Origin of the sequence: Chryseoglobus sp. 28M-23 (assembly GCF_014789785.1) — a bacterium.
GTDB lineage: Bacteria > Actinomycetota > Actinomycetes > Actinomycetales > Microbacteriaceae > Microcella > Microcella indica.
Window position 1 is genome coordinate 1,309,747 of record NZ_CP061846.1, and the last position, 25,243, is coordinate 1,334,989.

At 68.8% G+C, this 25,243-nt stretch carries 25 protein-coding genes; 11 read left to right on the top strand and 14 right to left on the bottom strand.

Translation table 11 applies throughout. From position 1 onward, the window contains the following. Positions 1 to 8 precede the first annotated feature (8 nt). The 5 genes from IE160_RS06340 to tkt are packed head-to-tail and all read right to left on the bottom strand — an operon-like array spanning position 9 to position 7,340. Entirely contained in the window at positions 9 to 938 is a 930-nt protein-coding gene (locus tag IE160_RS06340) for a glucose-6-phosphate dehydrogenase assembly protein OpcA (protein WP_179871862.1), read from the bottom strand. Next, positions 935 to 2,476 (bottom strand): glucose-6-phosphate dehydrogenase, encoded by a 1,542-nt coding sequence (zwf, locus tag IE160_RS06345; RefSeq protein ID WP_179871863.1) that lies wholly within the window; start codon positions 2,474 to 2,476, stop codon positions 935 to 937. The genes IE160_RS06340 and zwf overlap by 4 nt, the downstream gene beginning before the upstream one ends. A 23-nt stretch (positions 2,477 to 2,499) precedes the next feature. After that, complete coding sequence (locus IE160_RS06350) at positions 2,500 to 4,095, bottom strand: phosphoglucose isomerase-related protein (protein ID WP_191150569.1); 1,596 nt, start codon at positions 4,093 to 4,095, stop codon at positions 2,500 to 2,502. Next, on the bottom strand, positions 4,092 to 5,201 hold the full coding sequence (gene tal, locus IE160_RS06355; RefSeq protein WP_179871865.1) for a transaldolase: 1,110 nt from the start codon (positions 5,199 to 5,201) through the stop codon (positions 4,092 to 4,094). Before tal ends, IE160_RS06350 begins: the two co-directional genes overlap by 4 nt. A 45-nt stretch (positions 5,202 to 5,246) precedes the next feature. Then, complete coding sequence (gene tkt, locus IE160_RS06360) at positions 5,247 to 7,340, bottom strand: transketolase (protein WP_179871866.1); 2,094 nt, start codon at positions 7,338 to 7,340, stop codon at positions 5,247 to 5,249. A gap of 262 nt (positions 7,341 to 7,602) precedes the next feature. Between tkt and IE160_RS06365 the strand changes: the two genes are divergently transcribed. Beyond that, positions 7,603 to 8,523: a heme o synthase gene (locus tag IE160_RS06365; RefSeq protein WP_179871867.1), complete on the top strand. Its 921-nt coding sequence runs from the start codon at positions 7,603 to 7,605 to the stop codon at positions 8,521 to 8,523. On the opposite strand, the gene IE160_RS06370 is transcribed toward IE160_RS06365, so the two are convergent. Further along, complete coding sequence (locus tag IE160_RS06370; protein ID WP_224744383.1) at positions 8,469 to 9,443, bottom strand: COX15/CtaA family protein; 975 nt, start codon at positions 9,441 to 9,443, stop codon at positions 8,469 to 8,471. The two genes, IE160_RS06365 and IE160_RS06370, sit on opposite strands and share 55 nt — an antisense overlap. A gap of 234 nt (positions 9,444 to 9,677) precedes the next feature. On the opposite strand from IE160_RS06370, the gene sufB reads away from it, so the two are divergent. From sufB to IE160_RS06395, 5 genes are read left to right on the top strand one after another with little or no spacing between them, the layout of a single operon-like run. Further along, a complete protein-coding gene (sufB, locus tag IE160_RS06375; RefSeq protein ID WP_179871869.1) occupies positions 9,678 to 11,096 on the top strand; it encodes a Fe-S cluster assembly protein SufB in 1,419 nt (472 codons plus the stop codon). Continuing rightward, complete coding sequence (sufD, locus tag IE160_RS06380; protein ID WP_179871870.1) at positions 11,097 to 12,281, top strand: Fe-S cluster assembly protein SufD; 1,185 nt, start codon at positions 11,097 to 11,099, stop codon at positions 12,279 to 12,281. 2 nt (positions 12,282 to 12,283) lie between these two features. Next, positions 12,284 to 12,604, top strand: coding sequence for a non-heme iron oxygenase ferredoxin subunit (locus IE160_RS06385; protein WP_179871871.1), 321 nt, complete (start codon positions 12,284 to 12,286; stop codon positions 12,602 to 12,604). 14 nt (positions 12,605 to 12,618) lie between these two features. After that, entirely contained in the window at positions 12,619 to 13,383 is a 765-nt protein-coding gene (sufC, locus tag IE160_RS06390; RefSeq protein WP_152582825.1) for a Fe-S cluster assembly ATPase SufC, read from the top strand. Between the two features lie 5 nt (positions 13,384 to 13,388). Beyond that, positions 13,389 to 13,718 (top strand): metal-sulfur cluster assembly factor, encoded by a 330-nt coding sequence (locus IE160_RS06395; RefSeq protein ID WP_100822755.1) that lies wholly within the window; start codon positions 13,389 to 13,391, stop codon positions 13,716 to 13,718. 136 nt (positions 13,719 to 13,854) lie between these two features. Here the strand turns inward: IE160_RS06395 and IE160_RS06400 are convergent, their stop codons facing one another. Beyond that, positions 13,855 to 14,469, bottom strand: a complete 615-nt coding sequence (locus IE160_RS06400) for a biotin transporter BioY (protein ID WP_179871872.1) — start codon at positions 14,467 to 14,469, stop codon at positions 13,855 to 13,857. A 106-nt stretch (positions 14,470 to 14,575) separates the two neighbouring features. Here IE160_RS06400 and IE160_RS06405 point away from each other — a divergent pair, with 106 nt between their 5' ends. After that, the gene (locus IE160_RS06405; RefSeq protein ID WP_179871873.1) at positions 14,576 to 16,174 is read left to right on the top strand and encodes an ABC-F family ATP-binding cassette domain-containing protein; all 1,599 of its coding nucleotides are present in this window, start codon (positions 14,576 to 14,578) and stop codon (positions 16,172 to 16,174) included. Between the two features lie 42 nt (positions 16,175 to 16,216). On the opposite strand, the gene IE160_RS06410 is transcribed toward IE160_RS06405, so the two are convergent. The 3 genes from IE160_RS06410 to IE160_RS06420 are packed head-to-tail and all read right to left on the bottom strand — an operon-like array spanning position 16,217 to position 17,572. Beyond that, positions 16,217 to 17,029: an SURF1 family cytochrome oxidase biogenesis protein gene (locus IE160_RS06410; protein WP_179871874.1), complete on the bottom strand. Its 813-nt coding sequence runs from the start codon at positions 17,027 to 17,029 to the stop codon at positions 16,217 to 16,219. Between the two features lie 4 nt (positions 17,030 to 17,033). Then, a complete protein-coding gene (locus IE160_RS06415) occupies positions 17,034 to 17,294 on the bottom strand; it encodes a hypothetical protein (protein WP_349815711.1) in 261 nt (86 codons plus the stop codon). Then, positions 17,291 to 17,572 (bottom strand): DUF3099 domain-containing protein, encoded by a 282-nt coding sequence (locus IE160_RS06420; RefSeq protein WP_179871875.1) that lies wholly within the window; start codon positions 17,570 to 17,572, stop codon positions 17,291 to 17,293. The genes IE160_RS06415 and IE160_RS06420 overlap by 4 nt, the downstream gene beginning before the upstream one ends. A 46-nt stretch (positions 17,573 to 17,618) precedes the next feature. On the opposite strand from IE160_RS06420, the gene fabG reads away from it, so the two are divergent. Continuing rightward, complete coding sequence (fabG, locus tag IE160_RS06425; RefSeq protein ID WP_191150570.1) at positions 17,619 to 18,329, top strand: 3-oxoacyl-ACP reductase FabG; 711 nt, start codon at positions 17,619 to 17,621, stop codon at positions 18,327 to 18,329. Positions 18,330 to 18,343: 14 nt separating this feature from the next. Here the strand turns inward: fabG and serB are convergent, their stop codons facing one another. Beyond that, on the bottom strand, positions 18,344 to 18,982 hold the full coding sequence (serB, locus tag IE160_RS06430; protein ID WP_191150571.1) for a phosphoserine phosphatase SerB: 639 nt from the start codon (positions 18,980 to 18,982) through the stop codon (positions 18,344 to 18,346). 44 nt (positions 18,983 to 19,026) lie between these two features. Continuing rightward, positions 19,027 to 20,265 (bottom strand): glucose-1-phosphate adenylyltransferase, encoded by a 1,239-nt coding sequence (glgC, locus tag IE160_RS06435; protein ID WP_179871878.1) that lies wholly within the window; start codon positions 20,263 to 20,265, stop codon positions 19,027 to 19,029. A 62-nt stretch (positions 20,266 to 20,327) separates the two neighbouring features. Here glgC and glgA point away from each other — a divergent pair, with 62 nt between their 5' ends. From glgA to IE160_RS06450, 3 genes are all read left to right on the top strand, one after another. Then, the gene (glgA, locus tag IE160_RS06440; RefSeq protein WP_179871879.1) at positions 20,328 to 21,512 is read left to right on the top strand and encodes a glycogen synthase; all 1,185 of its coding nucleotides are present in this window, start codon (positions 20,328 to 20,330) and stop codon (positions 21,510 to 21,512) included. Between the two features lie 26 nt (positions 21,513 to 21,538). Next, positions 21,539 to 22,321, top strand: coding sequence for an ABC transporter ATP-binding protein (locus IE160_RS06445; protein WP_179871880.1), 783 nt, complete (start codon positions 21,539 to 21,541; stop codon positions 22,319 to 22,321). A 128-nt stretch (positions 22,322 to 22,449) separates the two neighbouring features. Beyond that, on the top strand, positions 22,450 to 22,698 hold the full coding sequence (locus IE160_RS06450) for a type B 50S ribosomal protein L31 (RefSeq protein ID WP_152582814.1): 249 nt from the start codon (positions 22,450 to 22,452) through the stop codon (positions 22,696 to 22,698). A 90-nt stretch (positions 22,699 to 22,788) separates the two neighbouring features. Here the strand turns inward: IE160_RS06450 and IE160_RS06455 are convergent, their stop codons facing one another. Continuing rightward, entirely contained in the window at positions 22,789 to 23,481 is a 693-nt protein-coding gene (locus tag IE160_RS06455) for a 3'-5' exonuclease (protein WP_179871881.1), read from the bottom strand. A gap of 9 nt (positions 23,482 to 23,490) precedes the next feature. Next, positions 23,491 to 25,212: a maltose alpha-D-glucosyltransferase gene (gene treS, locus IE160_RS06460; protein ID WP_179871882.1), complete on the bottom strand. Its 1,722-nt coding sequence runs from the start codon at positions 25,210 to 25,212 to the stop codon at positions 23,491 to 23,493. Positions 25,213 to 25,243: the final 31 nt, after the last annotated feature.

A 25,243-nucleotide genomic window follows, 5' to 3' on the forward strand; every position in this document is an offset into this window, starting at 1 on the left:
GCGACGTCTCAGTGCGTGGCGGGGGCGCTCTCTCGAGACGCGGCGAGCACGGCACCGAACACGTCGTCGGGGTCGAGCCTACGCAATTCCTCAGCCAGGCACTCCCGCAGACCGCGCCTCGGCAACGAGATCTCATGATCGGGCTGTCCGGGCTGGGTGAGGGTTCCCACGTCGGGCTCCGTGCGCGCGAGGCGGATCGGACCGCTGGCACGGTGCAGGACCACGCTGTGGATGCCGGACGCAGGCGCATAACCCTCGGTGTGCACCTCGACGGGAACCTCGAGCCGCCACTTCAGCCACGCTGCGAGCAGCGTCGTCGAGGGTGCCTCAGGCGCCCCGGAGACCTCCACCGCCGTGATGCTCTCGTACGGCGGCTGATCCAGCGCCGCCGCGAGCTGGGCGCGCCACAGGGTCAGTCGCGTCCAGCCGAAGTCCGTGTTTCCGGGTCGATAACCTGCGGCGACGCGATCGAGCGCGGCAACGGGGTCGCCGCTCGCCGCCGAGTCGGTGATCCGGCGCTGCGCTAGTCGGCCGAGCGGCGTGTCGCAAACGCCCTCGGGGCATTCCTTGGGCCACCAAGAGACCACCGGGGCGTCCGGCAAGAGAAGCCCCGTGACGAGGCCTCGCTGGTCGCTCGCCGTCTCACCGTAGGCACGCAGCACGATGACCTCGCTCGCCCCGGCGTCCCCACCGACGCGGATCTCGGCGTCGAGTCGCGGGGACTGCGCCGTGTCATCGGTCGAGACGACGATGATGCGCATGGGGTGCTCGCGCGACGCCTCGTTGGCGGCAGCGATGACCTCCTCCTCGTCGCCGATCGTCGAGACGATGATGAGCGTGAGCACGCGGCCGAGCGCGACGGCGCCCGCTTCGTCGCGAATGCGCACGAGAGTCTTCGAGACCGCGCTCGCGGTCGTGCTGGGCAGGTCGATGATCATGGGCGCCTCCAGACTCGTCCATCGCGTGCGAGCAGATCGTCGGCGGAGGCGGGCCCCCAGGTTCCGGGGGCGTAGGACTCGGGTGCGCCCTGCGTCGCCCAGAACTCCTCGATGGGGTCGAGGATCTTCCAACTGAGCTCCACCTCCTCGTGACGGGGGAAGAGCGGTGGCTCGCCCAGCAGGACATCGAGGATGAGACGCTCGTATGCCTCGGGGCTCGCCTCGGTGAAGGCGTGGCCGTAGCCGAAGTCCATCGTGACGTCGCGCACCTGCATGCCGGCGCCGGGAACCTTCGACCCGAAGCGGATCGTCACCCCTTCATCGGGCTGCACACGGATGACGAGAGCGTTCTGGCCGAGCGCCGAGGTCTGGCTCTCCGCGAAGAGGTATTGGGGAGCTCTCTTGAACACGACGGCGATCTCGGTCACGCGGCGCCCGAGCCTCTTGCCCGCGCGCAGGTAGAAGGGAACACCCGCCCACCGGCGCGTATTGATGTCGAGTCTCATGGCGGCATAGGTCTCGGTCACCGACTCGGGGTTCATGCCCTCCTCCTCGAGGAAGCCGGGAACCCACTCGCCACCCTGCCAGCCACTGGCGTACTGACCGCGCGCGGTGCCGGTGGCGAGATCCTTCGGCAGGCGCACCGCGGAGAGCACCTTCTCCTTCTCCGCACGCAGATCCGCCGCGGCGAACGAGACGGGCTCTTCCATGGCGGTGAGGGCGAGCAGCTGCAGGAGATGGTTCTGGATGACGTCGCGGGCAGCCCCGATGCCGTCGTAGTACCCGGCACGACCGCCGACGCCGATGTCCTCCGCCATCGTGATCTGCACGTGGTCGACGTAGTTCGCATTCCACAGCGGCTCGTAGAGCATGTTGGCGAAGCGCATGGCCAGGATGTTCTGGACCGTCTCCTTGCCGAGATAGTGGTCGATGCGGAACACCGAGTCTGGCGGGAAGACGGACTCGACGACATCGTTGAGCTCGCGCGCCGTGCGCAGGTCGCTGCCGAAGGGCTTCTCGATGACGACGCGCCGCCACTGACCGTCGTCGGCCTCCGCGAGTCCACTGCGTCGCAGCTGCTCCGTCACCAGCGGGAACGACTTGGGAGGGATCGACAGATAGAAAGCGTGGTTGCCCATCGTGCCGCGATCGCGGTCCAGGTCGGCGACGGTCTCGGCGAGCCGGGCGAACGCATCGTCGTCGTCGAATTCCCCGGACACGAAGCGGATGCCATGCGTGAGCTGGCGCCAGACATTCTCGTCGAACGGAGTCCGCGCATACTGCTTCACCGCGTCGTGGACGACCTTCTCGAAGTCCTGCGAGTCCCAGTCGCGCCGGGCGAAACCCACGAGCCCGAAGCCCGGCGGGAGCAGACCGCGGTTGGCGAGGTCGTACACCGCAGGCATGAGCTTCTTGCGCGAGAGATCGCCCGTGACGCCGAAGATGATGAGTCCGCTGGGGCCCGCGATGCGGTTGAGGCGTCGATCGTCGAGCGATCGCAGCGGATTGTGGTCGGAGGAGATCTCGACCGGTGACATGAAGCTCCTAGCGGTCAGGTCGATCAGGAAGCGGCGGCGATGACGGCCGCGATCGCGGCTGCGTCACTCACGGTCAGGGTCACGACGGGGCGCCCGTGCTCGGCGAGCACGGCGGAGTCGCCCGCAGCCTGCGCCGCGATGAGCTCGCCGAAGGTGAACGGGCGCTCGGCGATCTCGAGGTCCGTGGTCGATCGACCGACGATCTGCAGGAAGACCCCGTGGGCGGGACCGCCCTTGTGGTACTGCCCCGTCGAGTGGAGGAAGCGCGGGCCCCACCCGAAGGTGACGGGTCGACCAGAGCGGGCAGCAAGGTGGTGGCGCACTGCTTCGAGCTCGGGGTGAGCCTGCCGATCCAGGTAGGCGTGCACGGAGATGTAGCCGTCGGCGGGCGTCGCCTCCCGGAGACGATCGATCGCCTCGGCGACGGTGGATGCTCCGGCGAGCAGCTCCTGCGGCCCCCGCGCCTCGACTCCACCCTCCGCGAAGAGGGGCTCCGTCGGCTCGGGTCGGTGGTCCAGCAGCCCGCGCGCGGCGATCTTCGCCGATTCCACGTCCGGCTGGTCGAAGGGGTTGATGCCGAGCAGGCGACCGGCGACCGCCGTGGCGTACTCCCACGTCATGAGCAGCGCACCCAGGGACCCGGAGATCTCGATCTCGTCGTCCGCGACCTCGCGTGTGGCGCGCGAGTCCCCGACGAGGCGCAGCACCTGAACGTCGGGGGCGCCCGAGCTGAGCTCGGGTGCGTCCGGTCCGACGACGACCGGCAGGATGCCCGTGCCTTCCTTGCCCGTGGACTCTGCCACCAGCTGCTCGATCCAGTCGCCGAGGCCGACGACGTGGGTGCCGTCGGCGATGATCACGAGCTTGTCGCGGCGCGGCGTCGCTCCGGCGATCGCGGCGGCGAGCTGCAGGCCGGGGTTCGAGGGGGAGTCGACCGCGAGGGGCAGCGATGCCGCCTCGGCCTCATCCAGCAGCTGGTCGAGGTCGACGCCAGCGAGCCCGGAGGGCACGAGCCCGAACGCAGTGAGTGCCGAATAGCGGCCACCCACGGTGGGGTCTGCGAGGAAGACGCGATAGCCGGCTGCGCGCGAGGCCTCCTCCATGGGGGAGCCCGGGTCGGTCACGACGACGATGCGCTCGGCAGGATCGATACCCGCCGCGCGGAACGCTGTCTCGAAGGCGCGCTTCTGGCTGTCGGTCTCGACCGTCGAGCCCGACTTGGAGGAGACGACGACCGCGGTGGACTCGATGCTCTCCTCCACGGCGGAGCGAACCTGACCGGGGTCGGTCGCGTCGAGGACGACGAGGGGCACTCCCGCGGTGCGCGTGATCACCTCGGGGGCGAGCGAGGAGCCTCCCATCCCGCACAGCACGATGCGAGTCACGCCGACCTCCGCGAAGTGGTCGCGCAGCGCGGCGATCTCGCCCACGAGGGGGCGCGACACGGTCACTGCCTGCGTCCACCCGAGTCGCTTGCCGGCCTCGTCCTCGGCCTCCGCGCCCCACAGTGTCGCGTCGCCCGCCGTGATCCGGCTTGCGACGAGCTCGTCGACGAGCGCCGGCACGAGTCGGTCGATGGCCTCCTGCGCCGACCCGCGTGCCGCGACGACGACCGTCATCGTGCAGCCTCCAGCGCGGCGGTGACGGTGTCGAGCAGCTCGTTCCAGCTGACGACGAACTTCTCCACGCCTTCCTTCTCGAGGAGGGCCGTCACCTCGTCGTAGGAGATGCCGAGATCGGCGAGGCTGCTGAGCACGGCCCGCGCATCGTCGTAGTGGCCGGTGACCTGGTCGCCCGCGATGGCGCCGTGGTCGAAGGTGGCCTCGAGCGTCTTCTCGGGCATCGTGTTCACGGTGTTCGCGACCGCGAGCTCGGTGACGTACAGGGTGTCGGGCAGGCTCGGGTCCTTGACTCCCGTCGAGGCCCAGAGCGGTCGCTGAGCGTTCGCGCCCGCCGAGAGCAGCGTCGCGGCACGGTCGCTCGCGAACGAGCTCTCGAACAGCTCGTAGGCGAGACGTGCGTTGGCGACACCGGCCTTGCTCTTGAGCGCGAGGGCCTCGGGCGTGCCCAGATCGACGAGGCGCTTGTCGATCTCGGTGTCGACGCGCGAGACGAAGAACGACGCCACCGAGTGGATGGTCGACAGATCGATGCCCGCGGCGTGCGCCTTCTCGAGGCCCGCGAGGTAGGCCTCGATGACCTCGCGGTAGCGCTCGAGGCTGAAGATGAGCGTGACGTTGACACTGATGCCCGCCCCGATGGTCTCCGTGATCGCTTCGAGGCCTTCGCGCGTCGCGGGGATCTTGATCATGGCGTTGGGGCGGTCGACGGTCGACCAGAGAGCGCGCGCTTCCGCGATCGTGCCGGCAGCGTCGTGGGCGAGGCCGGGCTCCACCTCGATCGAGACGCGGCCATCGCGCCCGTTCGTCGATGCGTAGACACCGGCGAAGATGTCGCTCGCTGCGGCCACGTCGCTCGTGGTGATCGCGAAGACGGCATCGGTCACGCTCGCCTCGGCGCGTGCGAGCTCACCCACCTGCTCGTCGTAGGTCGTCCCTGTCGCGAGAGCGGCAGCGAAGATCGTCGGGTTGGTCGTCACGCCGACGACGTTGCGGCTCTCGATGAGCGCCGCGAGTGCGCCGGACGAGATGCGGTCGCGAGAGAGGTCGTCGAGCCAGATGCTGACACCGAGCTCGCTCAGCTGTGCGGTGGGGGTGGAGGTCATGGTGTTCTCACTTCTGTGGGTGGCGGGCGATGAGGTCGGGGAGTGTCAGCCAGCGGCGAGGGAGGCGCGCGCCGCATCGACGACGGCGTCCGTCGTGATGCCGAACTCGCGGAAGAGCGTCTGGTAGTCCGCCGAGGCACCGAAGTGCTCGATCGAGACGGCGCGGCCGCGGGATCCGAGATAGCGGTGCCAGCTGAGCGCGAGTCCAGCCTCGACCGAGACGCGGGCGGTGACGGCGCTGGGGAGCACCGACTCGCGGTACTCGTCGCTCTGCTCGTCGAACCACTCGAGGCAGGGAGCGGAGACCACGCGGGCGTTCACGCCCTCCTCGGCGAGACGCGTGCGCGCCTCGACGGCGAGCTGCACCTCGGAGCCGGTCGCCAGCAGGATGACATCGGGGGTTCCTCCCGGGGCTTCCGCAAGGATGTAGGCGCCGTGCGCGGCGAACCGCGCCGAGGCGAGCGTGTCGCCCTCCGCCGCGTCCTCTCCGCGCTCGAAGACGGGGATGTTCTGGCGGGTGAGCGCGAGGCCGACCGGTCGGTCGTGGCGCTCGAGCACCGACTTCCAGACCCAGGCGGTCTCCGTCGCGTCCGCAGGTCGGGCGATGTCGAGGCCCGGGATCGCCCGCAGCGCGGCGAGCTGCTCGATCGGCTGGTGCGTGGGGCCGTCCTCGCCCAGAGCGACCGAGTCGTGGGTCCACACGTAGGTCACGGGGATGCGCATGAGCGCCGCGAGGCGCACTGCGGGGCGCATGTAGTCGCTGAAGATGAGGAACGTGCCGCCGAAGACGCGCGTGCGGCCGTGCAGGGCGATGCCATTGAGGATCGACCCCATCGCGTGCTCACGGATGCCGAAGTGCAGGACGCGACCGTAGGGGTGGCCGCTCCACTGCTCGGTCGAGTGCTCCGTGGGCACGAAGGAGCCACCCTGGGCGATGGTCGTCAGGTTCGACTCGGCGAGGTCGGCGGATCCGCCCCAGAACTCGGGCACGACGCCCGCGATGGCGTTGATGACCTTGCCGGAGGCGGCGCGGGTCGAGACGCTCGAGCCCGCCTCGAAGGTGGGCAGGGCATCCTCGAGGCCGCTCGGGAGCTCGCCTGCCTGCATGCGGTCCAGGAGCGCCGTGCCCTCGGGGTTCGCCGCCGCCCAGGCGTCGAAGCGCTTCTGCCAGGCGGCACGACGCTCGGCACCGCGCTCGACGGCAGCGCGCGTGTGGGCGAGAACGTCGTCGCTCACGTCGAAGTGCTTCTCGGGGTCGGCACCCATCGCGACCTTCGTCGCGGCGAGCTCGTCGCCGCCGAGGGCCGAGCCGTGAATCTTGCCCGTGTTCTGCTTGGTGGGCGCGGGCCAGCCGATGATGGTCTTCACGACGATGAGCGAGGGCTTGCTCGACTCGGCCTTGGCGGCCTCGATGGCCGCGTGCAGGGCGTGGACGTCCTCGACGTACTCGCCCGTCTTCTTCCAGTCGACGGTCTGCACGTGCCAGCCGTAGGCCTCGTAGCGAGCAGCGACGTCCTCCGTGAAGGCGATATCGGTGTCATCCTCGATCGAGATCTGGTTGGCATCGTAGATCGCGATGAGGTTGCCGAGCTGCTGGTGACCGGCGAGCGAACCTGCCTCGCTCGTCACACCCTCCTGGACGTCGCCATCGCTCGCGATCACGAAGATGTGGTGGTCGAAGACGCTCTCTCCCGGCGCGGCGTCCGGGTCGAGGAGTCCGCGCTCGAAGCGAGCTGCGTAGGCGAATCCCACGGAGGAGGCGAGGCCCTGGCCGAGAGGGCCGGTCGTGATCTCGACGCCGTCGGTGTGGCCGAACTCGGGGTGGCCGGGAGTCTTGGAGCCCCACGTGCGCAGCGACTTGAGGTCGTCGAGCTCGAGGCCGTAGCCGCCGAGGTAGAGCTGCACGTACTGGGTGAGCGAGCTGTGCCCGGCGGAGAGGATGAACCGATCGCGGCCGAGCCAGTGCGGGTCGCTCGGGTCGTGCTGCATGACCTTCTGGTGCAGGAGGTAGGCAACCGGCGCGAGGCTCATGGCGGTACCGGGATGCCCGTTGCCCACCTTCTCGACGGCATCGGCCGCGAGCAGTCGGGCCGTGTCCACGGCGGCGGAATCCAGTTCGTTCCAGATGAGGTCGGTCATGGCAGCGGTGGTGCCCTTTCTCGAATCGACCGCGGGACCTTCTTGGGTGGCGCCCCGCGAGGTAGCCCCTTGCCCGGATCGGCCTCGATCCTGTCCGCACTCCACCCGAGCGCGATGCGCTCCGTTCGAGAGACGGAATACGTGCGGTTGACAAGCACAGCCCAGTATAGGGAGGCCGCTCGCACCGGGCAGCATGCGCCCCGGCGGCCGCTCAGGGCGGCTCCCGTAGACTGTGCGTGCTCGACACGGCCGAAGAGGAGACATGGATACCGCGCTCGATCAGCCTCTGACCTCCCGTCGCCGCGGATTCCGCCGTCTCCTCACCGCCTACGTCGCTCTGACGAAGCCGCGCGTGATCGAGCTCCTGCTGATCACGACCGTGCCGGTCATGTTCCTGGCCGAGGGCGGCGTGCCCGATCTGGGGCTCGTGGTGGCGACTCTCGTCGGCGGATCTCTCGCCGCAGGCTCGGCGAACGCGTTCAACATGTACCTCGACCGCGACATCGACCGCATCATGAACCGCACGCGCAAGCGGCCTCTCGTGACGGGCGAGCTCAGTGATCGCGAAGCGCTCGGCTTCGCGTGGATCATCGGCGTCGTCTCGATCGCGTGGCTGCTCCTGACGACCAACGCGCTCGCGGCAGGGCTCGCGCTCGCCGCGATCCTCTTCTACGTGTTCGTGTACACCCTCGTACTCAAGCGACGCACCGAGCAGAACATCGTGTGGGGCGGGATCGCGGGATGCTTCCCGGTCCTCATCGGCTGGAGCGCCGTGACGGGCTCACTCGACTGGGCGCCGCTCATCCTCTTCCTCGTCATCTTCCTGTGGACGCCCCCGCACTACTGGCCGCTCTCGATGAAGTACCGCGCCGACTACGCCTCCGTGGGCGTGCCGATGCTGTCGGTGGTGCGCGAGCAGGCCGTGGTGAGCATCCAGGTCGTCCTCTACGCCTGGGCCACCGTCGTCATGTCTCTCATGCTCATCCCGGTCGCGGGCATGGGCGCCCTCTACAGCGCGATGGCGGTCGTGGCCGGCGGCTGGTTCGTGGTCGAGAGCCACCGCCTGTACTCGCGGGCGTCAACCGGGCGGGAAGCCGCGCCGATGCGGGTGTTCCACGTGAGCAACACCTATCTGACGCTGCTCTTCGTCGGCGTCGCGATCGACCCGCTGCTGCCCTTCTGATCCGGCGCGCCCGCCTGCGACGCTGACCCCTCGCTCACCCGCAAGGTGAGGAGCACGTGCGTGAGTGCCGCGACGAGCACGCACGCGAGCACCATGTGCGCGCCCACGAGGAGTTCGGGCAGCCCGAGACGCGCTTGCGCGAGCCCGACGGCCATCTGCACCGCCTCGACAGCGAGGAGTCCGAGGACAGCGCGGCGCAGGGGAGCGTGACCGACGCGCACCGCGGCGACGAGCAGCAGAACGCTGAGCGCCGCGGTGATGTAGGCGGGCCAGGAGTGCACGTGCTGCCACACCGCGGGATCGAGGCCGTTGCGCGGCGTGTCGGCGTCGCCGGCGTGCGGACCCGAGCCCGTGACGACGATGCCGACGAGAACAGTCACCCAGACGCCGACGGCGGTCGCGTGTGCCAGGAGGCGCACGGGAGCCGGGACGGCGAAGCGAGAAGTGACGCGACCGCGATAGACGCGGTGCACCAGCACGGCGGCGAGGGCCACGAGCACGCTCGACACGACGAAGTGCAGGCCGACGATCCAGGAGTTCAAGCCCGTGAGCACCGTGATGCCGCCGATGATCGCCTGCGCGATGATGCCGAGACCCAGGGCAAGCGTGAGCCGCAGCAGCTCGGGGCGCTCGCGTCGCATCCGCACGACGAAGAGGAACGCCAGCAGGGCGATGACGATGAGGACGAAGGTCAGCAGTCGGTTGCCGAACTCGACGATGCCGTGGATGCCCATCTCGGGCGTCGCCACGAACGAGTCGGCCGTGCACCGGGGCCACGTGGGGCAGCCGAGGCCCGACCCGGTGAGGCGCACCGCGCCCCCCGTGCCGACGATGAGGATCTGCGAGACGAGCGACGCCCAGGCGACCACGCGCACTCGGCGGTCGATCGTGGTCGGGAACCATTGCCACAGCCGATTCACGGTCTGCTTCCTCCTCATTCCAGTGCGGGCCTGTAGGATCGCGGGAGCTCATCAATCAGTGACGATCGCGAGATTCGCGAGAACTGCAGCGCCCAGCCTCGAGTACGAGGTCAGTGTATGCGCGTTCATTGAGCAACAACCCGACGCCTGCGACGGAGAGCGCACACCGCACGATCAGGCGCAGGAATGCCCGAGGGCGATCTCGGGTTGGGTTCGGCAAAGGAGAGGAATCGCATGTCAGACGTGCTCATCGACCGACCCGAACTGGAGGGGCTCGGCCAGTACGAATTCGGCTGGGCCGACTCCGATACCGCGGGAGCGACCGCGCGCCGCGGCATCAACGCCGACGTCGTCACCGACATCTCGCGTCTCAAGAACGAGCCGGAGTGGATGCTCAAGAAGCGCCTGCGCGGCTACGAGATGTTCGGCAGGAAGCCGATGCCGCTGTGGGGCGCCGACCTCTCCGGCATCGACTTCGACAACATCAAGTACTTCGTGCGCTCGACCGAGAAGCAGGCGACGAGCTGGGAAGACCTGCCGGACGACATCAAGGAGACGTACGAGAAGCTCGGCATCCCGGAGGCGGAGCGTCAGCGCCTCGTCGCGGGTGTCGCCGCTCAGTACGAGTCGGAGGTCGTCTACCACCAGATCCGCGAGGACCTCGAGCAGCAGGGTGTCATCTTCATGGACACCGACACGGCGCTGCGGGAGCACCCCGAGTTCTTCGAGGAGCACTTCGGCACGGTCATCCCCGAGGGTGACAACAAGTTCGCCGCTCTCAACACGGCCGTCTGGTCGGGCGGATCGTTCGTCTACGTGCCGCCTGGCGTGCACGTCGACATCCCGCTGCAGGCCTACTTCCGCATCAACACGGAGAACATGGGTCAGTTCGAGCGCACGCTCATCATCGCCGACGAGGGCTCGTACGTGCACTACATCGAGGGCTGCACGGCGCCGATCTACAAGAGCGACTCGCTGCACTCCGCGGTCGTCGAGATCATCGTCAAGAAGAACGCCCGCGTGCGCTACACGACCATCCAGAACTGGTCGAACAACGTGTACAACCTCGTCACGAAGCGGGCTGTCGCCCACGAGGGTGCGACGATGGAGTGGATCGACGGCAACATCGGCTCCAAGGTGACGATGAAGTACCCCTCGATCTTCCTCATGGGAGAGCACGCGAAGGGCGAGACGCTCTCCGTCGCCTTCGCCGGCCCCGGCCAGCACCAGGATGCGGGCGCGAAGATGATCCACATGGCGCCGCACACGACGTCGTCGATCGTCTCGAAGTCGATCGCCCGTGGTGGCGGTCGCGCGGGCTACCGCGGCGAGGTGCGCGTCGATGCCACGGCTCACCACTCGGCCAACACCGTGCGCTGCGACGCCCTGCTCGTCGACACGATCTCGCGATCCGACACCTACCCGGCGATCGACATCCGCGTCGACGACGTGCAGCTCGGCCACGAGGCCACCGTCTCGCGCGTGAGCGAGGAGCAGCTGTTCTACCTCATGTCGCGCGGACTCGAGGAGGATGAGGCCATGGCCATGATCGTGCGCGGGTTCATCGAGCCCATCGCCCGCGAGCTGCCCATGGAGTACGCACTCGAACTCAACAAGCTCATCGAGATGAGCATGGAAGGATCCGTAGGCTAGATGAGTTCCGCCATCGACACCGATCGCGTCGTGCCCGGTGCCACTGAGCACGCGCACGGCCCCGGTTCACCCGTTCCCGTCCAGACACGCTCTGAGCGCTTCGCGTCGGCGCTGCACGACGACTTCCCCGAGGTCACGGGGCGCGAGCTCGAGTGGCGATTGACGCCCGTCGACTCTGCTCGCGACCTCATCGACGATGCCCTCGACGGCAGCCCGCTTCCCGTCGAGGTCACGGACGCCCCGGGCGTCACGAGCGAGTGGATCGCGCGCGATGACCCGCGTGTCGGGTCCGCGGGGCTCGCGGAAGAGCGTGCCGCCGCCAACGCGTGGGGCTCCTTCGAGAAGGCGCACGCGGTCACGCTCACCTCAGAGACCCCTGTCGAGGTGACCATTCGGCGCGCGAGCCCGGACGCCGCACCTCGAGCGGCCCACACTGTGATCACGGCGCGCCCCAACGCGCGCGGGCTCGTCATCATCGACAACTCGGGCCCCGCCCGGCTGTCGGAGAACGTCGAGATCGTCGTGGAGCAGGGCGCGCAGCTCACGGTCGTGAGCCTGCAGGAGTGGGACGACGAGGCCGTGCACCTCTCCAGCCAGTTCGCGCGTGTCGACCGCGACGCGAGCCTCAAGCACGTCGTCGTCTCCCTCGGCGGTGCGCTCGTGCGGGTGAACCCGTCGGCACGACTCGCGGGGGAGGGCGCTCACGGCGAGCTGCTCGGGCTCTACTTCGCCGACGCAGGGCAGCACCTCGAGCAGCGCGTCTTCGTGCACCACGTCGCGCCGCACACCGTGAGCCGCGTCAACTACAAGGGCGCTCTCAACGGCGCCAAGGCGCGCACCGTCTGGGTCGGTGACGTGCTGATCGGTCGCGATGCGACCGGCACCGACTCCTACGAGCAGAACCGCAACCTCGTCCTGAGCGATGGCACGCGCGCCGACTCGATCCCGAACCTCGAGATCGAGACCGGCGATATCGCCGGAGCTGGCCACGCGAGCGCCACCGGCCGATTCGACGACGAGCAGCTCTTCTATCTGCGCTCCCGCGGTGTGCCGGAACCCGAGGCGCGCCGTCTCGTCGTGCACGGCTTCCTCGTCGAGGTCGTGCAGAAGATCGGCAACGCCGCCCTCCAGGAGCGCCTGCTCGCGGCCATCGAGGCAGAGCTCGCCCAGATCGAGGTGATCTAGTCGTGGCCGCTACTCGTGTCTGCTCCGATGCCGAGCTCGCGCCCGCGACAGCGATGCGCGTCGTGATCGAGGGCACTCCCATCGCGGTGGTCAAGGACTCCTCGGGCGCCGTCCACGCGCTGGGCGACACCTGCACGCACGGCGAGATCTCGCTCTCCGAGGGCTTCGTCGAGGACGAGGCCATCGAGTGCTGGGCCCACGGGTCGAAGTTCGATCTCGCGAGCGGCGCTCCCCGCAACTTCCCGGCCTACGAGCCGGTGCCCGTCTACGCCGTCACGATCACCGACGGCGACATCTTCGTCGACCCGACACCCAAGCCGTAAAGGACTGTCAGACCATGACTTCTCTCATCATCCGCGACCTCCACGTGAGCATCGAGACCGACCAGGGCACGACGCCGATCCTCCGCGGCGTCGACCTCACGATCAACTCGGGCGAGATCCACGCCATCATGGGCCCCAACGGCTCCGGCAAGTCGACTCTCGCCTACACGATCGCTGGCCACCCGCGCTACACCGTCGACTCGGGGTCGATCACCCTCGACGGCGAGGATGTGCTCGCGATGAGCGTCGACGAGCGCGCCAAGGCCGGGCTCTTCCTCGCCATGCAGTACCCGGTTGAGATTCCCGGCGTCACCGTCTCAAACTTCCTCCGCACCGCGAAGACCGCTCTTGACGGCCAGGCCCCGCCGCTGCGGTCGTGGGTCAAGGACCTCAAGACGTCGATGGAAGCTCTGCGCATGGACGCGGGCTTCACGGAGCGCAACGTCAACGAGGGCTTCTCGGGCGGCGAGAAGAAGCGCCACGAGATCGTGCAGCTCGAGCTGCTGAAGCCCAAGATCGCGGTGCTCGACGAGACCGACAGCGGGCTCGACGTCGACGCGCTCAAGATCGTCTCCGAGGGCGTCAACCGCGTCAAGGACAACACCGATCTCGGGGTGCTCCTCATCACGCACTACACGCGCATCCTGCGCTACATCACGCCCGACTTCGTGCACGTCTTCGTCGAGGGCCGCATCGCCGAGCAGGGTGGCGCCGAACTGGCAGAGCGCTTGGAGAACGAGGGCTACGATCGCTACACCGCGGGCGCCCCCGTACACTGATCGCCATGCCCACTGCACTCGAACCGAAGCTCTTCGACGAGGTCGAGGAGGGGCTCAAGGATGTCGTCGACCCCGAGCTGGGGGTCAACATCGTCGACCTGGGCCTCGTCTACGACCTCGCCTGGGATGAGGAGTCTGACGCCCTCATCATCTCGATGACTCTCACGAGCGCGGGATGCCCGCTCACGGACGTCATCGAGGAGTCGATCGCGAACTCGCTCGACGGCATCGTCGAGCAGTTCCGCATCAACTGGGTCTGGATGCCCCCGTGGGGCCCGGAGCGGATAACCGACGACGGCCGCGACATGATGAGAGCGTTGGGCTTCAGCATCTGAGAGCCCAGTGGGCTCTCAGTGCCCAACGCTCCGCCGACAGGCGGCTCGGATTCAGCATTTGACGGTCCAGTGGACCGTCAATTCCGAGCGCTCCGCCGACAGGCGGTGGGGCTTCAGCATCTGAGCCCCGCGCGAACTACTCGGCCGTTCGCTCGCGCTTCTCGGCCGCACGCCAGAGCAGCGGCATGAGCGCTGCGGCGATAGCCGCCTTGATCACTCCGCCGATGATGAAGGGCAGGAAGCCCGAGGCGAGAACCGCGCCAACGTCGTTCGGCAGGCCGAGCTGGCCGAGGGAGAGGGCGAGCCACGGAAGCCCGATCGCGAAGACGACGATCGACCCGCCGATGAAGGTCACGAAGGGCTTGAACCACCCGCGGTCCCACTGGCGCTCAGCAGCCCAGCCGACGATCGCGGCGGAAGCGATGAAGCCGAGGATGTACCCGCCGGTGGGGCCCAGGAGCACCGTCCAGCCGGATGCCGCGTCGCTGTAGATGGGCAGGCCGAGTCCGCCGAGGAGGGCGTAGAGCGACAACGAGGCGGCTCCGCGCGCGGCACCGAGGGATGCCCCGACGAGCAGGACGGCGAGGGTCTGGCCCGTGACGGGTACCGGCCACAGCGGAATCGCGACCTGCGCGAGGATCGCGACGAGCGCGGTACCGGCGACGACGAGGGCGGCGTCCGTCGCGAGGCTGCGGCTCACGACGCGGTCGACGAGGGTGGGGCGAGGCAGGGCGGGGGAGGCGATCGTCACAGTGGTCTTCCTCACACAGGGTCAAGGGTCGGGACACGGCTAGACTATCGGGCTGGCCCCCGTGCGCCGGGTCCACCGAATCCCACCAAAGAACAGGACGTTTGCTGTGCTCGCTGTGCAAGACCTCGAGATCCGGGTCGGTGCGCGCCTGCTCATGGCGGATGTCTCCTTCCGGGTCGACAAGGGCGACAAGGTCGGCCTCGTGGGGCGCAACGGCGCCGGCAAGACGACGATGACGCGCGCCCTCGCGGGGGAGGGCCAGCCCACTGGTGGCACGATCACGCGCACGGGCGAGATCGGCTACCTACCGCAGGACCCTCGCGCGGGCGACCCCGAGCAGCTGGCCAGAACCCGCATCCTGGATGCCCGGGGACTCGGCTCGATCGTCCTCGAGCTGCAGCAGGCCGGGGTCGAGATGGGCAGCGACGACCCCGCCGTCGCCGAGAAGGCCATGGCCCGCTACAGCCGTCTGACCGACCGCTTCCAGTCGCTCGGTGGCTACTCGGCCGAGGCGGAGGCTGCGGCGATCGCGAGCAACCTCAACCTGCCCGACCGCATTCTCGGCCAGCCGTTGAGCACGCTGTCGGGCGGTCAGCGGCGCCGCATCGAGCTGGCCCGCATCCTCTTCAGCGACGCCGAGACGATGATCCTCGACGAGCCGACCAACCACCTCGATGCCGACTCGGTCGTGTGGCTGCGGGAGTTCCTCAAGGCCTACCAGGGCGGCTTCATCGTCATCAGCCACGATGTGGCGCTCGTGGAGGAGACCGTCAACCGCGTCTTCTACCTCGACGGCAACCGCCAGGTCATCGACATCTACAACATGGGCTGGAAGCACTACCTGCGTCAGCGCGAAGCGGACGCTGAGCGTCGCAAGAAGGAGCGCGCCAACGTCGAGAAGAAGGCGACGGCGCTGCAGCTGCAGGCGGCGCGCTTCGGGGCGAAGGCGTCCAAGGCGGCCTCCGCGCACCAGATGGTCGCGCGTGCCGAGCGCATGCTGTCCGGCCTCGATGAGGTGCGCGCTGTCGACCGCGTCGCCAAGCTCCGGTTCCCCGACCCCGCACCGGTCGGCAAGACGCCCCTGCAGGCGCACAACCTCTCGAAGAGCTACGGCTCGCTCGAGATCTTCACCTCCGTCGACCTCGCGATCGACCGCGGATCGAAAGTGGTCATCCTCGGCCTCAACGGCGCGGGCAAGACCACCCTCCTGCGCATCCTCGCGGGCGTCGACGAGCCCGACACGGGCGTGCTCGAGCCCGGTCACGGACTGCGCATCGGCTACTACGCGCAGGAGCACGAGACCCTCGACACCCGCCGCAGCGTGCTCGAGAACATGATGAGCTCCTCCGACGCCATCACCGAGCGCGAGGCCCGCAGCGTGCTCGGCTCCTTCCTCTTCGTCGGCGACGACGTGCAGAAGCCGGCCGGAGTGCTCTCGGGCGGCGAGAAGACGAGGCTATCGCTCGCGACGCTCGTCGTATCGAAGGCGAACCTCCTGCTGCTCGACGAGCCGACCAACAACCTCGACCCCGCGAGCCGCGAGGAGATCCTGGGTGCCCTGGCCGCCTACTCGGGCTCGGTCGTGCTCGTGAGCCACGACGAGGGCGCTGTCGAGGCGCTCAACCCCGAGCGCGTGCTCATCATGCCCGACGGTGTCGAGGACCTCTGGACGAAGGACTACGCCGAGCTCATCGCGCTCGCCTGACCCGCCGCTGCTGCCCTGGCCGCCGCGACGGGTGCGGCCGCGTCAGCGCCGTTCGTCGAGCAGAGCATCCTCTTCATCGGCGTCGCTCGGGCCACGCCGCGACGGTGCCGCCTCGATGCCGCGCAGCCCGCGCCACTCCTGACGCAGGGCCCAGCCGTAGCCCACGAAGCCGAGGAGTGCGAAGAGGTACCACTGGAAGGTGTAGCTCAGGTGCGGGCCCTCGTCCGCCACGGGCCGTGTCGCCGCGACCGGCCGCTCGACCGTCGCCGGGTCCTCCTCCGCGAGCAGCCCGTACGCGCCCGTGATGACCTCGCCCTGGTCGACCTCCTGCGCGATCGTGGGCAGGTGGATCGTCGCCACCTGCCCCTCGGGCGCACCGCGGCCGGGCAGGGTCGGCTCGCCGGGCTTGAGACGGGCGATCACCTCGACGCGGCCCCGAGGTGGAGCCGGCACCGCGTCGGGGGAGTCCTGCTGCGAGCCCGTCGGCAGCCACCCGCGATCGACGATGAGAACCCTGCCGTCCTCGAGCGCGAACGGGGTGAGAACCTCGAAGCCCGGCCTGCCGGCGAAGGGACGATTGCGCACGAGCAGCTGATCGTCGAGCAGGTACTCGCCCTCGACGACGACGGGCGTCCACTCCCGCTCGGGGTCGAGCGGCGCGCCGCCCGGGAGCACCTCGGTCAGCGGCACGGGAGCCGCATCCCAGTTCTCGGCGACGACCCGAATATCGGCGACGGCGTCGAGACGGCGAGCCCACTGCCACTGAGCGAGCGCGACGCACACGACGGCGAAGAGCGCTGTGAAGGCGAGCCACCCCAGCCAGCGTCGGCTCGCCGCGAGGCTTAGGATGCTCACGGGCCTATTCTTCCTGATCGCGCGGACCGTCCCGGTCGGGAAGGCTCTCCACGACAGTGCCGGCCGGTGTGAGCGTCACCGGGAAGCCGCGTGCGTCGACGTAGTCGTACAGGTAGTCGCGGTGCTCATCGCACGCGAGCCACACCTTCACGCGGTCGAGGCCGTGAATGCGCGGGTTGCGCCAGTTCACCGCCCACTCCGCCGCCGCACGGCACCCGCTGCGGGAGCACCGCATGCCGGAGATCGCACCGGGCAGATCGATCACGCCGCGTCACCCTGCGGGATCACGCGCACGATGGAACCGGGGCGCTCGACGTCGCGCCCTCGCGGCGACGCGACCGTGTTGGCCGCGACGACGGCGATGTACGGCAGGATCACGGCGCCCGCAGCGGGCAGGAGCATCCACCAGCCGGGCACGACGAAGCACGCTGCGATGCACAGCATGCGCACGCCCATGGCGATCGAGTACTTGATCATGCGGTCGCGCCGCTCGTCGTCGGGGGACTCCGGCAGGCTCGTGATCGCGGCGGATGCGGGCTTCATGGTGAGGCGATCGTACCCCGCGGGCCTGCGCATATGCTTGATGCCCATGACCACCCAGCGCACCGTTCTCGTGACCGGCGGCAATCGCGGCATCGGCTTCGCGATCGCCGAGGAATTCCTCGCCCAGGGCCACCGCGTGGCCGTGACAGCACGCTCAGGCTCCGGACCGGAAGGGGCCCTCACGGTCACGGCCGATGTGACGGCTTCCGCCTCGCTCGACGCCGCGTTCACGGCGGTCGAGACCGAGCTCGGGCCCGTCGAGGTGGTCGTCGCGAACGCCGGCATCACGCGCGACACGCTCCTGATGCGCATGTCGGAGGACGACTTCACGGACGTGATCGACACGAACCTCACGGGCGCGTTCCGCACGGTCAAGCGCGCATCGAAGGGGATGCTCAAGGCGCGTTTCGGCCGCGTCATCCTCATCTCGAGCGTCGTCGGACTGCTCGGCTCCGCGGGTCAGGTCAACTACAGCGCGTCGAAGTCGGCTCTCGTCGGCTTCGCGCGCTCGCTCACGCGCGAGCTCGGGGGTCGTGGCATCACGGCGAACGTCGTCGCCCCGGGCTTCATCGAGACCGACATGACTGCTGCCCTTCCCGAGGACCAGCAGGCCACCTACCGCGCGAGCATCCCCGCTGGGCGCTTCGCGACCCGGCAGGAGGTCGCGCGCGTCGTCACGTGGCTCGCCGGCGACGACGCCGCCTACATCAGCGGCGCCGTGATCCCCGTCGACGGCGGCCTCGGCATGGGGCACTGACCCGCGCAGGCCGACTAGCTGCGCAGGCCCAGCACCGCAAGCACCGCGGAGAGATCGCGCTCAGGCACGCACACGCTCGCGGTCGCGCACACGACGGGCTTCGCATCGAACGCGATCGAGAGCCCCGCGACGCGCATCATCTCGAGGTCGTTGGCACCATCACCGACGACGATCGTGCGCTCGAGCGGCAGCCCGTGAGCCGTCGCCCACTCGCGCACGGCATCGGCCTTCGCCGCGGCATCCACGACCGGCCCATCGGTCGTGCCGGTCAGCACGCCCGCGGCGACGCCGAGCCTGTTGGCGCGATGGTGGTCGAGCCCGAGCGAGGCGGCGAGAGGATCCAGCAGCTCGTGGAACCCGCCGGAGACGACGCCGATCACCCCGCCGCCGGCGTGCACGCCGTCGACGAGATCGCGAGCGCCGGACGTGAGATGGATGCTCGGGGCCAGCTCGGCGAACACCGCACTGCTGAGACCCGCGAGCGTCGCGACGCGCTCGCGGAGCGACTCGGCGAAGTCGAGCTCGCCGGCCATCGCGCGCGCCGTGACCGCGGCCACGAGATCGCCGGAGCCCGCTTCTCGTGCGAGCAGCTCGATCGCCTCCTCCTCGATGAGGGTCGAGTCGACATCGAGGACGACGAGGAATCGCGCCATGGGGTGGGAGGGCTCCTTCTCGACTCCAGCGGAGAGCGGCCGGTTCAGGCCTCGACGACCGTGCCCTTGCCGACCACGGTGATGCCCGTCTCGGTGACGGTGAAGCCGCGAGCGCGGTCGGCGTCGTGGTCGACACCGACCTGCGCGCCGGGTGCCACGACGACGTCCTTGTCGAGAATAGCGCGCCGCACGGTCGCTCCTGCGCCGATCGTCGTGCGCTCGAACACGACGGCATCCGTGATGCTCGCGGACTCCACGACCACCCACGGGCCGAGCACGGAGCGCTCGATGTGGCTGCCCGAGATGACCGAGCCGAGCGACACGATCGAGTCGATGACGTCTCCGTTGCGACCTTCCGCGTCGCGCACGAACTTCGCGGGAGGGGAGTTGAGCTGCTGGGAGTAGATCGGCCAGTCGGCGTTGTAGAGGTTGAAGATCGGCAGGGCGGAGATGAGGTCCTGATGGGCCTCGAAGAACGACTCGATCGTTCCCACGTCACGCCAGTAGTCACGGTCGCGATCCGTTGAGCCCGGCACGACGTTGCGCTTCATGTCGTAGACGAAGGCCTCGCCCTTGCGCACGAAGTCGGGCACGATGTCACCGCCCATGTCGTGGTTCGACTCCGCGTTGTCGCTGTCGCGCACGACGGCGTCCATGAGCACATCGGCGTCGAAGACGTAGTTGCCCATCGAGGCGAGCACCTCGTGCGGTGCATCCGCGAGCCCCACGGGATTCTGGGGCTTCTCGTGGAAGGCGGCGATGCGCTGCGGGTTGGCAGGGTCGGTCTCGATGACGCCGAACTGGTCGGCGAGCGCGATCGGCTGACGGATTCCGGCGACGGACACACCGGCCGAGTTCTCGATGTGGGCCTCGATCATGGGGCGGAAGTCCATGCGGTAGACGTGGTCGGCTCCGACGACCACGACGATGTCGGGCTTCTCGTCGCGGATGAGGTTGAGGCTCTGGTAGATGGCATCGGCTGAGCCAGAGAACCACCGCTTGCCCAGGCGCTGCTGGGCGGGCACGGACGCGACGTAGGCGTTGAGCATGCCCGTGAGCCGCCAGGTCTGGGAGATGTGACGGTCGAGGGAGTGGCTCTTGTACTGCGTGAGCACGACGACCTGGCGCAGGCCGGAGTTGATGAGGTTGGAGAGCGCGAAGTCGATGAGCCGATAGCCGCCCGCGAAGGGCACCGCGGGCTTCGCTCGATCCTCCGTGAGGGGCATGAGGCGCTTCCCCTCGCCACCGGCGAGCACGATTCCAAAGACTTTCGGTGACGGCATAGACCCACAGTAGGCGAGCGTGGGGTGCGGGGCCAGAGGCACCGCTGTACTACCGTCGAGTCATGCGCGTCGACATCGTGACCAGGGAGTACCCACCGGAGGTCTACGGCGGGGCGGGTGTGCACGTGACCGAGCTCGTCCACGCCCTGCGCCGTCAGCTCGACGTGCGCGTGCGGTGTTTCGGCGCCCCGCGCGACGAGGAGGGCACCCAGTCGTACCTCGTGCCGGGCTCCCTGACCTCCGCGAATCCTGCGCTCGCGACGCTCGGCGTCGATCTGGCGATCGCGGAGGACGTCGCGGGCGCCGACCTCGTGCACTCGCACACCTGGTATGCGAACGCAGCGGGGGAGCTGGCGCAGATGCTCCATGGCATCCCGCACGTCGTCACGGCGCACAGCCTCGAGCCGCTGCGTCCCTGGAAGGCCGAGCAGCTCGGCGGAGGCTACACCATCTCGCGATGGATCGAGCAAGGGGCCTTCGAGACGGCCGACGCCGTCGTCGCCGTGAGCGACGGGATGCGCCGCGACATCCTACGCTGCTACCCGGGACTCGACGAGTCGCGGGTCTCGGTCATCCACAACGGTATCGATCTCGACCGGTGGCGCCGCGTCGACGATCCGGAGGCCGTGCGCGCCCTCGGCATCGATCCCGACCGACCCTCCGTCGTCTTCGTGGGCCGCATCACCCGGCAGAAGGGGCTTCCCTACCTGCTCGCCGCGGCACGCCGGCTCCCACCCGAGGTGCAGCTCATCCTGTGCGCTGGCGCTCCGGACACCCCGCAGATCCTGGAGGAGGTCCGGGCAGGGGTCGCGTCCCTGCAGGAGGAGCGCTCGGGTGTCGTGTGGATCGACCAGATGCTGGGCATCCACGACCTCTCCGCCGTGCTCTCAAGCGCCACGACCTTCGTCTGCCCGAGCGTCTACGAGCCCCTCGGCATCGTGAATCTCGAGGCCATGGCCTGCGGCGCGCCCGTCGTGGGCACCGCCACGGGAGGCATTCCCGAGGTGGTCGATGACGGCGTGACCGGCAGGCTCGTGCCGATCGACCAGGTGAACGATGGCTCGGGCACGCCCCTGGACCCCGAGCGCTTCATCGCCGATCTCGCCGCCGTCCTCACCGAGGTCGTGAGCGATCCCTCCGCCGCTGCCGCGATGGGCGCTGCCGGCCGGGATCGCGCCGAGAAGGAGTTCTCCTGGTCGAGCATCGCCGAGCGCACGAGCGCGCTCTACCGCAGCCTCGCGCACTAGTCCCCGTGCTCTACGCTGGAGACATCATGGCTGGCGTTCTGCACTTCGACGATGTCTCTCTCACGCGCGACGGCTCGGCGATCCTCTCCGACATCACGTGGCAGGTCGGCTCCGAGCAGCGCTGGGTCGTGCTCGGGCCCAACGGTGCCGGCAAGACGACCCTCCTGCAGCTCGCCTCCTCACTCCTGCACCCCTCGAGCGGCAGCGCGACCGTGCTCGACGAACGACTCGGGTCGAGCGACGTGTTCGAGCTGCGGCCGCGCATCGGCTTCGCCTCCACCGCGCTCGCGCGGCGCATCCCGCAGGACGAGCGCGTGCTCGATGTCGTCATGACGAGCGCGCATGCCGTCACGGGGCGATGGAACGAGAGCTACGACGACGTCGACGTTCGGCGCGCTCAGCGCGTGCTGCGCGAATGGCGCCTCGACTCGTTCGAGGACCGTCGCTTCGGCAGCCTCAGCGATGGTGAGCAGAAGCGCGTGCAGATCGCGCGCGCGATCATGACCGACCCCGAGCTGCTGCTGCTCGACGAGCCGGCCGCGAGCCTCGACCTCGGTGCTCGCGAAGAGCTGCTGCAGCTCCTCGGCGCCTATGCCTCCTCGACGGAGTCGCCCGCGATGGTCATGGTCACCCACCACGTGGAGGAGATCCCCGCGGGGTTCACCCACGCGCTCCTCCTCACCGACGGCAGGATCACGGCGAGCGGCCCGCTCGCGGAGGTCATCACGAGCTCGGCGCTCACGAGCGCATTCGGCCTCGACCTCGTCGTGCAGCGCGACGGCGATCGCTTCACCGCGCGCGCCGCGTAGCGCCCTCGCTCGCTCCTGCTCTGCTATCGTTGACCCTTGGCTCTGCCGCTGGCGCGGCGCCACCGAGACCCCTGTCTCACCCCAGACCTGCAGCACCTCGACCTCGAATGAACACAAGGACAACGAGCATGAAGACTGACATCCACCCCGAGTACGCGCCGGTGGTCTTCCGCGACCTGGCGTCGGGCGAGACCTTCCTGACCCGCTCCACGGTCAGCAGCGAGAAGACGATCGAGCTCGACGGCGAGACCTACCCCGTCATCGACGTCGAGATCTCCTCCGCGTCGCACCCGTTCTACACGGGCAAGCAGCGCATCCTCGACAGCGCCGGCCGCGTCGAGAAGTTCAACCAGCGCTTCAAGGGCTTCGGCAACTAGCCTCGGCTCACCAGTTGCACGAAGGGTCCCGTCGACAGACGGGACCCTTCGTCGTTGCAGGGGCACTGGGTGCGCGATCGCACCCCCGGCTTACGACAGACGGACGGGCCACCCGCGGTCGGCCGTGAAGTGCTGGTCGCGCTGCGTGCGCATGTAGTCCTCGAAGCTGTCGGCCTGGGTGTCGTGCCACGCGATCTGGGTGGCGTGCAGCCCCTCGAGCGTGTCGGGCATGGCAGCGGAGTGCTGCGCGACGATCGCGCGGGCCACGTGGCCTGCCGCGATCGCGTCGATACTCGCGTCGTGCGCACCGTCGAGAAGCACGCCGTAGTGGGCGCACGCGGCCTCGAGAGTGCGCTTGCCGCGTCGGTAGCGGTCCACCGCCTTGTCGATCACGAGGGGATCGATGACGGGGGCGGGGGCGACGAGCGGCTCGAGGCCGTGCCGCACAGCCTCGTGAGCGAGGAGCGTCAAGTCGTACGGCGCGTTGTAGACGACGAGGGGGAGCCCACGGTCGAGCACCGAGCGCAGCTCGACCAGCACCTCGGCGACGACCTCCGAGGCAGGGCGCCCCTCGGCGCGTGCCCGTTCGGTCGTGATGCCGTGGACGGCGGCGGCCCCCTCCGGTATCTCGATGCCGGGGTCAGCCATCCATGACCGCGAGGAGACGACGGCTCCCGCGGTGTCGAGCACCCCGACGTACGCCGTCACGATGCGCGACGTGCGCACGTCGACGCCCGTCGTCTCGAGGTCGAACACGGCGAGGTCGCGCAGCAGATCGGTCACGCGGCAAGCCTAGGCGGGGGCTGCGACACTCCGTTCGCCGACATGCAGCCAGTAGAAGTTCTGACTGCCGAGGGTGAGCGTGAGCCGCCCGTCCTCCCCGATCGTGGGGAAGGCGGAGCCGCCGAAGAGGTCGGAGAGCGCACGACCCTCGAACCCGGGCAGATCGACCGTCACGGAGACGGGATTGTGGGCGAACGAGAAGACGCACAGGATGCGCTCGGCGGGATCGCCGAGCTGGCTGCCGGAGCCTTCGTACTCTCGCACGAACGCGAGCACGGACTCGTGATCGGTCTCGAGCACGCGCATCGTGCCCAGACCGAAGGTCGGGTGGGCCTTGCGAACGTGGATGACGTTGCGGATCCAGTGCAGGAGCGATCGCGGCTGGGCGAGCATGCTCTCGACGTTGATCTGGTTGTAGTGGTAGACGAGCGACTGCACGACGGGGAGGTAGAGCTTGCCTGGATCGGCGTGCGAGAAGCCCGCATTGCGGTCGGGCGTCCACTGCATGGGCGTGCGCGAGCTGTCGCGGTCGGGGAGCCAGATGTTGTCGCCCATGCCGATCTCGTCTCCGTAGTACAGGAACGGGCTGCCGGGAAGGGCGAAGAGGAGCGCGTGCGCGAGCTCCAGCTCGGCCCGCGAGTTGTCGAGCAGGGGAGCCAGGCGACGGCGAATACCGATGTTGGCGCGCATCCGGGGGTCGTATGCGTACCAGCCGTACATGGCCTGCCGATACTCCTCGCTCACCATCTCGAGGGTGAGCTCGTCGTGATTGCGCAGGAAGACGCCCCAGGCGCTGCCGGGAGGCGCTGCGGTCTCCTCGCCGAGCTGACGCTGCAGCTCGGTCGCCTGCTGCGAGCGCAGCGCGTAGAAGATACGGGGCATGACCGGGAAGTCGAAGGCCATGTGGCACTCCGGCTCCTCTGCGGTGCCGAAGAACTCGGCCACCTCCGTGGGCCACTGGTTCGCCTCGGCGATGAGGACGCGGCCCGGGTACTCGGTGTCGACCATCGTGCGCAGCTTCTTGACGAAGTCGTGCGTGGCCGGCTCGCCCTCGCCGTTGCCCCCGTCAGTCTCGTAGAGGTAGGGGATGGCGTCGAGGCGGAAACCGTCGACCCCCAGATCCGCCCAGAAACGGAGCACGTCGAAGATCTCCTCGTGCACCTTCGGGTTCTCGAAGTTGAGGTCGGGCTGGTGCGAGAAGAAGCGGTGGAAGTAGAACTGTCGGCGCTCGGCGTCGAATGCCCAGTTCGACTCTTCCGTGTCGACGAAGATGATGCGGATGTCCTCGTACTTCTCGTCGGTGTCGCTCCACACGTAGTAGTCGCCGTACGGCCCCTCGGGGTCCTCTCGAGAGGCGATGAACCACGGATGCTGGTCGGAGGTGTGGTTGATGACGAGGTCGATGACGATGCGCATGTTGCGCTCGTGGGCCTTGGTGACGAGCTCGCGGAACTCGTCGATCGTGCCGAACTCGGGCAGCACCGCGGTGTAGTCGCTCACGTCATAGCCGCCGTCGCGCAACGGCGACTGGAAGAACGGCGGCAGCCACAGCGCGTCGACGCCGAGCCACTGCAGATAGTCGAGCTTGGAGATGAGGCCGGCGAGGTCGCCCGTGCCGTCGCCGTTGCCGTCGACGAAGGAGCGCACCATGACCTCGTAGAACACGCTCCGGCGATGCCAGTTCGGGTCGAGGGTCAGGCCGGGAAGGGTGATCGGTGCAGTGAAGTTCACAACGCTCCTCGGCGCCGGGGGCGGACAGTGA